Below are 9,526 nucleotides of genomic sequence, written 5' to 3'. Positions count from 1 at the left end.
AAGCCACAAAGTCTCGTTTTGCCTCAACATACAAATCACTGCGAATACAGCCCATATCAGGAATATCTTGCATCCCTGCTGGTGTTAGTCCTCAGATACTGAAAAAACCGAGTTTTTACACAGCCTGGGCACAGAGCGGACATCAGAATATCGGCTATCCCCAACAAACGGATGGCTCTGGCGACAAAAACACTCACCTTCCCAGTGCCGCAACAATTGCCCCCTCCATTTTCTCGGGCGTAGTCATCGGTGCAAAGCGCTTGAGGGGTTTACCGTCACGCCCGACAAGGAACTTGGTAAAGTTCCACTTGATCCGCCCACCCAGCACGCCGGGCAATTCGTCTTTCAGATAACGAAAAATCGGATGTGCTGCGGCACCGTTGACCTCGACTTTCTCGAACATGGGAAAGCTGACGCCGTAGTTAATGTAACAGGTCTTTGAGATGTCGTCGGCACCGCCGGGTTCCTGCTTACCGAACTGGTTGCAGGGGAAGCCAAGCACCACCAGCCCTTGATCGGCGTATTTTTTGTACAGTGCTTCAAGCCCCGCATACTGTGGCGTAAAGCCGCACTGGCTGGCCGTATTAACAACCAGAACCACCTTACCCGCATAGTCGGCAATAGAGATAAGTTGCCCATCCAGACGGGTGGCGGTAAGTTGATAAAAGCGAGTCATACTAATATCCCTCAAAGCTGGCCGAAAAGTCATGGTGACCACCCGCAGGGCCGTCACCGTGTAGAAAGTTTACATTCAAGCAGGCTATTTGTGATACATTCCTGGCGCGCCATGACCACCACACTCGCTATCAGGTATGCAGAACATAACAAAAAAATTTCGCTGGCTTCTGCTTACTCTGCCACTCCTCAGCGGTTGTGGCACGCTCTCGCAAATGTCCTCCCCGGAAGGCACTCAGGAACTTCTCACTCATGATTCGCTGGATGGCGACGTTGACAGCGTGGTGCGTCACTACATGGCGCAAAAATCCGTTCCCGGGATGACGGTCGCGGTGATCCATAATCACGGCTCACCGCAGTTTTACACCTGGGGCGTAACCGATGCGGTCAATCGCTATCCTGTCAGGCCCGACACCCTGTTTGCGCTCGGCTCGATCAGCAAAGGGATAACGGCAGAAGTAGTGGCTTGTCTGGTGAATGAAAGGCAACTGAACTGGAACGATAGCCTGGCGACATTGCTTCCGCCGGAGACGGCGCTTAGCGCGGATGCACAAAAAATCACCCTACTTGAACTGGTAACCCACACCTCCGGCCTGCCGCGTCAGAATATGGATGTTCCGATGCTTGGGAAATTCATCAGCTACTTAAGCACCGGCGATAATTTCTACGGTGAGCTGGATAGCGATAACGTGCTGCTCTACCTCGCCGACTGGCGAGCGCCAAAGAATAAAGTGCCGCAATACTCCAATACCGGCTACGCCCTGATCGGCTATATCCTGAAGCACAAGACCGGCGAAGATATCCAGAGTTTAGCCTCGCGCTATATTTTCCATCCGCTGCAAATGGCTAACAGCAGCTTTACGCCCCGGCAGCTAAAAGGGTACCCCCAGCGTGCGCTTGGCCACGCGGGCGATCAGCCGAAATTTATCCCACGCGGGCAGCTCACACCGGACTGGCATTTTTCCAATAATATGGTGGCGGCAGCGAGCTTATACAGCAACGCTGAAGATCTGGCGGCCTATGCACGCTATCACGTATCGACGACTCACAATCGCTTACTGGACAGCGTTTTTGCCGAAGTCAGGGATACCGACATTCAACGACCTGACGGAGTACAGGGTATTGCCTGGACCACCGACTTTATCGGTCTGGAAAAAATCACCTATCAGGTCGGCTATATCGGCGGCTACTCCAGCTTTATCGGTTATGACAAAGAAAGAGGCAATGCGGTGGTGGTGCTGCAAAATACCTTTAACTGGAGTAATTACATTGGCATCGCGCTTTTGATGGATATGGCGAAAAAAGACGGCCTTATTACCTCTGGCAACCGTTTTGCGAATAATAGGATGCCTGAGCGCGTTTATCAGCAATAACGGTGAACGCCCGCCGTCAGATTCAGGCCTGATGTGCCAGATCTTCACGAGTCGGCCCCTGAAAGTAGATGGTACTAATATGGCAACTTCGAGGCTGAGTCAGTACAAAACGCATCGTTTCCCAGATTGACCATCCATTCATCAGACGCTGCCCCATTCTTGTTTGATTATCGACATGCGCATCTAAACCGGTCAGTTCAAAATCAGGCGGATATAACCCGGTTACCCGAATATTTTCTTTGGATAAGTGTTCTGACAGTTTCGTTGTAAAGCCGCTGAGCCCGTGTTTGCTGGCAAAAAAAGCGGGATGGGCAATGGAATCTGTAAAATTCGGAATACCGCATGCGGAAATAATCGCAATGATGTCAGCGCTCTCTGAGCATCGCAATCTTGGAAGCAGCGCTTGGGTGAGCAGGATTGAACCAGTCAGGCCTGAACTGACGGTACTGACGATTTCTGTGCTCGATTGTTCGTCTATCGTCCCTGACAGCCACTGAGCAGCATTCAGTATTAAAATATCGATTGGCTTTTCTGAACGTAAGACCTGTGAAGAGAACTGAGAAATGGATTCCGGCTGGGCTAAATCGCAGAGATACCCTCTTGCCACACCCCCTTCAGCCGCGATGAGGGCGCAGGTTTTTTCAATATCCTCGACCCGACGGGCGCTAAAATCCACGTCAACGCCCTCTCGCGCCAGCCAGACGCAAAGCGCCTGACCAAATCCCCCACCGCCACCCGTGATAACAGCGCGTTTTCCTCTCAGCATAACTCTGCGTCCTTTATCGTGATGAGTCTGTGTCGGAGGATTTATAGCATGGTGAGGCGGGGGAACATCTTCCCGTTAGTGCCATTTACAGCTGGCTAAAACAGCGACTGCATTGTACTTCACCATTAAAAATATATAATACGAGTTTTTTAAGGCTTACATTTCACCAAAAAAACTAAGTCGATAGGTATATTGCGCTATGCAATGCAAAAGAATGAACGATGAGCTTATTTACATCTAACTCTATTGCGATTCGGGTGTTCCCTGATGAAACACCAGCTTCCACTGGTCATTATCAAAACGCTCCCAACATGAAGAACGAAGAGAAGCACGACTGCCATCCTGATTAAACGTCCTGTAATATAATATTGCGATATTATCGCTTACGCTAATGAGTTGAAAATCGCTGCTGAGAATAGTCGGCGCGTTTACTTCATCAGAAAGGCATTCTATTGTCTCAGTACGAGTGACTAACACACCTGTACGCGTTATTTCTCTGAATTCTTTATGAAGTATCTGTTCGAGCCATTCCCTGTCTTTTCGCATCTCGCCATGTAGAGAACATTCAAGTCCAATAAGCTTCTCCAGGAGCATAGTGATTGTCCTTTTACATTTTGTCAGTTTTTTTAAAACGATAATCGCTCTAAGGCAACGTCCGCTCCAGCACGAAGCGGATCTCCCCTTACACCGCCGACTTCGGCCTCAAATTCTCGTCAAACGTCAGCCGTTTCCGTTCAGGCTCAACCTCACGCAGCGGCTCGACCTGGTGCATAGTGAGCTTGCAGCGCTCCACCAGCACCTGATACTCCCGCGTGCCCTGCTGCTTCCATGCCAGCTCCTGCTCGCTCAGCTCACGGATCGCCTTGGCCGGGCTGCCGATGATCAAATGGCTGGCAGGCATCTCCGCTTTGGCCTTCACGAACGCCGCCGCGCCGACGATGCTGTTTTCACCAATGACCGCCCCGTCCATCACCACCGCATTCATGCCCACCAGCGCATTGCGGCGGATCACGCAGCCGTGAAGAATGGCGCTGTGGCCGATGTGTCCGTCCTCTTCCACCACCGTGTCCTGCTCCGGGAAGCCGTGCATCACGCAGTTATCCTGAATGTTCGCCCCGTCTTTCACCACGATACGGCCAAAATCACCGCGCAGGCTGGCATTGGGACCGACATACACGCCTTTGCCCAGAATCACGTCGCCAATGAGCACCGCCGTTGGGTGAACATAGCTCTCGTCAGGCACGACCGGCGTCAGGCCGTCAATTTGATAAACAGGCATCTTCCCTCCTTATGCGCTTGTAAGACCACCGAAGCGTTGAAAGTAGAGCGTGCCGGGCACGGGCAGTTCGCCGACGGAGGTTTCGCCCTTCTCGCTGACAAACGCCAGCGCTCCCGGCGCGACACGCTGATAGATATTTATGCAGAGCTGTCGGGCGCTTTGCCCCGCCCAGTGCGCAGGCAGTAACTCTTCCGGCAGCAGCGGGTCCTTCAGCACCACGCGACGATAAAAGTGAATCAGCAGCAGCTGGATCTGGAAGCAGCGTTCCGGCGTCAGCTCCTCCGGCGCGGCCTCTTTCAGCAGCGGCAGCAGCGGCCGGAACGAGTTGATAAACGACTCGTACATCGCGTTTTGCTCGGTTAACTGCCAGCACTCTTCTACGCGTGAACGCAGCGCGGCGCGCGAGAGCGCCAGCGGCGAGTGGGCTTCAAAAAAAATCACGTTTTCGGCCACGCCGGCATCGTGAAGCAGGGACTGCACGTCCGCCAGATGCTGCGACGGCGAGGCCATCAGGCTCGGCGCCAGCGTGCCAAACCCCTGCCAGATCAGCTGCTTTTTAACGTCGGCCAGGGTGATTTTATCCAGCCCCTCGGAGAGCAGCAATAACCATTTACCGTCCCAGGCGGGCAGTTCCGCGCGGTAGATCTTATTCTCCGCGCGTCGCGTCAGGCGCAGCCCCTTATCGCTCAGGCGGTAAAAGCTGCGTCGCCCGATGCGCGAGACGTCCAGCCAGCCCTCTTTGTTGAGGCGAAACAGCGCGGTACGCACGAAACGTTCGCCAAACCCCATGCCTTCCAGTAAGGCAGCCAGGCTGCCGAGCCAAATCTCACCGCCGCGATGGGAAAGCGCGTCACCGTATAGCGAGGAGATAAGCGAGGTCCCGCTGACGGGAACGGAGCTGACCGCGTGCTGGATAAAGGCGTCGAGTTTATTCATGTGATTCATTCTGTTGTTATTTTTGTCCTGGATGAATCATAGCATAGGATTCTGGGATAGCCCGTCACCCTAACCCCCTCCCTTTGGGAGAGGGCCGGGGTGAGAGGAAACTTAGCCGTTGGCCGCAACTTTACGCAGGTCAAACACCCGGCAGGCTTTCCCCTCCGAGCGCGGGATGCTGCCGCAGTTCACGATCGTCACGTCGGTGGAAATCCCCACCATCGATTTAATGCGGTGGCGCAGCTGGTGGCATACCTGGCAACGCTGCTCGTGCGTCAGCGTCAGGCTGCTCTCTTTCAGCTCCACCTTCACGGAAAGTGAATCAAGATGTCCGCGACGGTTCACCTCCAGCTGGTAGTGCGGAGAAAGGTGCTCGAACTTCACAATCTCCTCCTCCAGCTGCGACGGGAAGACGTTAACGCCGCGAATGATCAGCATATCGTCACTGCGGCCGCTGATGCGGTCCATACGGCGCATGCTGCGCGCGGTGGCCGGGAGCAGACGCGTCAGGTCGCGGGTGCGGTAGCGGATCACCGGCAGCGCCTCTTTGGTCAGCGTGGTGAACAGCAGTTCGCCCTGCTGGCCGTCATCCAGCGGCGTGCCGTCGTTCGGGTTAACGATCTCCGGGTAGAAATGATCTTCCCAGATGGTCGGGCCGTCGACGGTTTCGATACACTCCATCGCCACGCCCGGCCCCATCACTTCGGAGAGGCCATAGATGTCCAGGGCCGTAATGCCTAAGCGTTTTTCAATTTCGCGGCGCATGGCCTGCGTCCACGGCTCGGCGCCGAAGACGCCCACGCGCAGGGAACAGCCGCTGGCATCGCCGCCCATCTGGCGCTCCAGCTCCTCTATCAGGTTGAGACAGTAGGATGGCGTCACCATGATCATGTCCGGCTGGAAATCGCGGATCAGCTGCGCCTGTTTCTCCGTCTGGCCGCCGGACATCGGGATCACCGTCGCGCCTAAGCGCTCGGCCCCGTAGTGCGCCCCCAGCCCGCCGGTAAACAGGCCGTAGCCATACGCCACGTGAATTTTGTCCTTCGCGCTGCCGCCCGCCGCGCGCAGGGAACGCGCCACCAGGTTGGCCCAGTTATCAATGTCGCCTTGCGTGTAGCCGACAACGGTCGGCTTGCCGGTGGTGCCGGATGACGCGTGAATGCGCACCACCTGCTCCATCGGCACGGCGAAGGTATCGAACGGGTAGTTATCCCGCAGGTCCTGCTTGGTGGTGCACGGGAACTTACGGATATCCGCCAGCTCGTTGAAATCGTCAGGATGAACGCCCGCGGCATCAAACTTGCGTTTGTACATCGGCACGTTGTTATAGGCGTGATGCAGCGTCCATTTCAGACGCGCGGTCTGCAGCGCCTGTAACTCGTCAAGGGAGGCCGTTTCAATCGGATCAAGCTTTGTTGTATTTGTCATTGTAGGGTACTCACATTGTTTTTATGCTCAAACACGCTCAAGGATCATGGCAATGCCCTGACCCACACCGATGCACATCGTACACAGCGCGTAGCGCCCGCCGCGTCGGTGCAGTTCGTTACTCGCGGCCAGCGCCAGCCTGGCGCCGCTCATGCCCAGCGGGTGGCCCAGCGCAATCGCGCCACCGTTCGGGTTAACGTGCGCGGCATCATCCGGCAGGCCCAGCTGACGCAGCACGCCCAGCGCCTGCGCGGCGAAAGCTTCGTTAAGCTCAATGACGTCCATATCGTGAATACTGAGTCCGGCGCGCTCCAGCACCCTGCGGGTGGCCGGTACCGGGCCGAGCCCCATCAGACGGGGCTCCACGCCCGCCGTCGCCATCGCCACGATCCGCGTGCGCGGGACTACCCCCTGCGCCAGCGCCATCTTCTCGCTGGCGACGATCAGCGCCGCCGCGCCGTCGTTGACGCCGGAGGCATTGCCCGCCGTGACCACCCCGTTCTTACGGAACGGCGTTTTCAGACCGGCAAGCTGTTCGAGCGTGGTGTCGGCGCGCGGATGTTCATCCACGCTGAACTCGTTGACCGCCCCTTTTTTGCCCGACACCGGCACCGGCACGATCTCCTGCGCCAGAATGCCGTTCTGCTGCGCCTGCGCGGTACGCTGCTGGCTGCGCAAGGCAAACGCGTCCTGATCGGCACGGCTGATATTTAACAATTCAGCTACATTCTCTGCCGTTTCCGGCATACTGTCAGTTCCGAATTGCTGATGCATGAGCGGATTCACAAATCTCCAGCCGATGGTGGTATCGAAGATCTCCGCCTGACGCTGAAACGCGGCGGTGGCTTTACCCATCACAAACGGCGCGCGGGACATCGACTCCACCCCGCCCGCAATCAGCAGGTCGCCGTCGCCCGCCTTAATGGCGCGCGCGGCAAAACCAATCGCGTCCAGCCCGGATCCGCACAGGCGGTTGATCGTCGTGCCGGAGACCGTCAGCGGCAGACCGGCCAGCAGCAACGACATGCGCGCCACGTTGCGGTTATCTTCCCCCGCCTGGTTGGCGCAGCCGAATATCACGTCGTCAATCCGCTCCAGATCGAGCTGCGGGTAGCGGGCCAGCAGCGCGCGCAGCGGCACGGCGCCGAGATCGTCAGTTCGAACGGCGGAAAGCGCGCCACCGTAGCGGCCCACCGGGGTTCGAACGCCATCACAAATAAATGCGTCACGCATCAGGCCTCTCCTGTCACGCTGCCGCCAATGCGGTGAGATTTTCCGCGAAAAAGGGCGACGGTTTTCTGTTGTTGGTTCTGAATTTCAATGTCATACACGCCGGTCAGTTTGCCCTGATGCTTAACCCGCGCGGTGGCGGTGAGCGTGTCCCCGGCGAAGCCCGGACGCAGAAAGTCAATCGAGCAGCCGGAGGCTACCGCCGCCAGCCCCTGGCTGTTGCAGGCGTAGGCAAAAGCGGTGTCTGCCAGCGAAAACAGCTGTCCGCCGTGGCAGGTTTTATGGCCATTCAGCATCTGCGGGGTGATGGTCATGGTCACCACCGCGTAACCCTCGTCCATCTCGACAATGTCCATCCCCATCGCCTGCGCGCAGGCGTCCCGTTCGTACATGGTGCGGGCGTTATGCCAGGCGTTATGACTCATAGCTACTCTCCAGAAGCGCGCGCTGGCGCAGCAGTGAACAGGGGCGATAGCGCTCTTCGCCGTAATGGCGCTGCAGGTTCTCCAGCAGCGTCAGCAGGCGCTGCCAGCCCAGGCGCTCGCCCCAGGCGATCGGCCCGCTCGGGTAGTTCACGCCCAGGCGCATGGCCGTGTCGATGTCCTTCTCGCAGGCGACCCCTTTTTGCAGGGCATCCAGCGCCTCGTTGGCAATCATCGCCAGCGTTCGCCAGATCAGCAGGCCGGGATAATCGGCAATTTGCACCACCCGGAGCCCCTGCTGCTGCAGGTAGCGGATGGCTTTTTGCGTCGCGGTATGCGGGTTGCTGGCCGCGGCGGCAATGACCGCCACGTCGCGCTCAATGCGGTCGACCACCACCACCGGGCCGTTGAGCCGCAGCGCCAGCGCCTGCGCGGTCTCCCCCTGCGTTTCAATCAGGCACACATCATCAATTTCCGTGACACCGTCACGTCTTTTTTCCACGCGCATCGGGCTATAGCTGTCGTTCACCGCCTTGACCCACTGCACGTCGGGTTTGTCACCCTGCCAGTCGTAAACGCCCTTCCCGCTCTTTTTGCCCAGCCTGCCTGCCAGCACCAGCTCCTGCTGCACCAGCGAAGGCAGAAAACGACGCTCCTGCCAGAAGGCGTTAAAGACCGAGCAGGTCACCGCAAAGTTCACGTCCTGACCAATCATGTCGGTCAGCTCCAGCGGCCCCATCGGGAAGCCGCCGCCTTCGCGCAGGGCGGCGTCAATCACCTCCGGCGGCGCGACCTGCTCTTCCAGCGCGCGCCAGGCCTCGGAATAGAACGGACGCGCAACGCGGTTGACGATGAACCCCGGCGTGGACTGGCAGCGAACGGGCTGTTTGCCCCAGTTCAGCGCCAGCTCGCACAGCGCGTCGGCCACTTCCGGAGAGGTCGCCAGCCCGCTGACCACCTCCACCAGCTTCATCACCGGCGCCGGGTTAAAGAAGTGCAGCCCTGCGACCCGCTCCGGGTGGTGGACGTCCGCCGCAATCGCCGTGACGGAGATGGACGAGGTATTGCTGCTCAGTACCGTCTGCGGCGGGCAGATCTCAGCCAGCTGCGCAAACAGCGCCTTTTTCACCTCCAGCCGCTCTGAGGCCGCTTCAATCACCAGATCGGCCGCGGAGAGCGCCTCGATATCCGTGACGGGAACCAGCCGGGCAAGGATATGGCTCCCGGCATCGGCAGAGAGTTTTCCGCGCGTTACCCGGGAGGCCAGACGCTGGCGGATCCCGTCGATGGCGCGCGATATCGCGTCGCTGGAGATGTCGTAGATCAGCACCGGATGACCGTGGCTGGCCGCCACTTCGGCAATCCCTGCGCCCATCGTGCCGCTGCCGATCACGGCGACAGTCCGTATATTCAGCAT

Annotated in this window: 10 protein-coding genes; 1 reads left to right on the top strand and 9 read right to left on the bottom strand. The window is 57.9% G+C overall.

Translation table 11 applies throughout. The annotated features are described in order from the left end of the window. Positions 1-193: 193 nt before the first annotated feature. On the bottom strand, positions 194-676 hold the full coding sequence (locus tag LLF79_RS24230; protein ID WP_021241340.1) for a glutathione peroxidase: 483 nt from the start codon (positions 674-676) through the stop codon (positions 194-196). Positions 677-812: 136 nt separating this feature from the next. On the opposite strand from LLF79_RS24230, the gene LLF79_RS24225 reads away from it, so the two are divergent. Then, a complete protein-coding gene (locus tag LLF79_RS24225) occupies positions 813-2,048 on the top strand; it encodes a serine hydrolase (RefSeq protein ID WP_227880532.1) in 1,236 nt (411 codons plus the stop codon). Positions 2,049-2,070: 22 nt separating this feature from the next. Here the strand turns inward: LLF79_RS24225 and LLF79_RS24220 are convergent, their stop codons facing one another. The 8 genes from LLF79_RS24220 to paaH form a co-directional block, all read right to left on the bottom strand. Further along, positions 2,071-2,814 (bottom strand): SDR family oxidoreductase, encoded by a 744-nt coding sequence (locus tag LLF79_RS24220; protein WP_227880531.1) that lies wholly within the window; start codon positions 2,812-2,814, stop codon positions 2,071-2,073. Between the two features lie 243 nt (positions 2,815-3,057). Further along, positions 3,058-3,408: a DUF4440 domain-containing protein gene (locus tag LLF79_RS24215; RefSeq protein ID WP_025911343.1), complete on the bottom strand. Its 351-nt coding sequence runs from the start codon at positions 3,406-3,408 to the stop codon at positions 3,058-3,060. Between the two features lie 88 nt (positions 3,409-3,496). Beyond that, positions 3,497-4,093, bottom strand: coding sequence for a phenylacetic acid degradation protein PaaY (gene paaY / locus LLF79_RS24210; protein ID WP_227880530.1), 597 nt, complete (start codon positions 4,091-4,093; stop codon positions 3,497-3,499). Between the two features lie 9 nt (positions 4,094-4,102). Continuing rightward, positions 4,103-5,038, bottom strand: a complete 936-nt coding sequence (paaX, locus tag LLF79_RS24205; RefSeq protein ID WP_227880529.1) for a phenylacetic acid degradation operon negative regulatory protein PaaX — start codon at positions 5,036-5,038, stop codon at positions 4,103-4,105. A gap of 102 nt (positions 5,039-5,140) precedes the next feature. Then, positions 5,141-6,457, bottom strand: a complete 1,317-nt coding sequence (gene paaK / locus LLF79_RS24200) for a phenylacetate--CoA ligase PaaK (protein WP_023327374.1) — start codon at positions 6,455-6,457, stop codon at positions 5,141-5,143. Positions 6,458-6,484: 27 nt separating this feature from the next. Further along, entirely contained in the window at positions 6,485-7,690 is a 1,206-nt protein-coding gene (gene pcaF / locus LLF79_RS24195; protein WP_222664587.1) for a 3-oxoadipyl-CoA thiolase, read from the bottom strand. Continuing rightward, on the bottom strand, positions 7,690-8,112 hold the full coding sequence (gene paaI / locus LLF79_RS24190; protein ID WP_008502373.1) for a hydroxyphenylacetyl-CoA thioesterase PaaI: 423 nt from the start codon (positions 8,110-8,112) through the stop codon (positions 7,690-7,692). The genes pcaF and paaI overlap by 1 nt, the downstream gene beginning before the upstream one ends. After that, positions 8,102-9,526 carry a 3-hydroxyacyl-CoA dehydrogenase PaaH gene (gene paaH / locus LLF79_RS24185; protein ID WP_222664589.1) on the bottom strand — a complete coding sequence of 475 codons (1,425 nt, stop codon included), beginning with the start codon at positions 9,524-9,526 and terminating at the stop codon, positions 8,102-8,104. The genes paaI and paaH overlap by 11 nt, the downstream gene beginning before the upstream one ends.

This window comes from Enterobacter cloacae complex sp. 2021EL-01169 (genome assembly GCF_020733125.1).
In the GTDB taxonomy this organism is placed as follows: Bacteria; Pseudomonadota; Gammaproteobacteria; order Enterobacterales; family Enterobacteriaceae; genus Enterobacter; species Enterobacter roggenkampii.
This window is presented reverse-complemented; position numbering and strand designations above follow the sequence as displayed.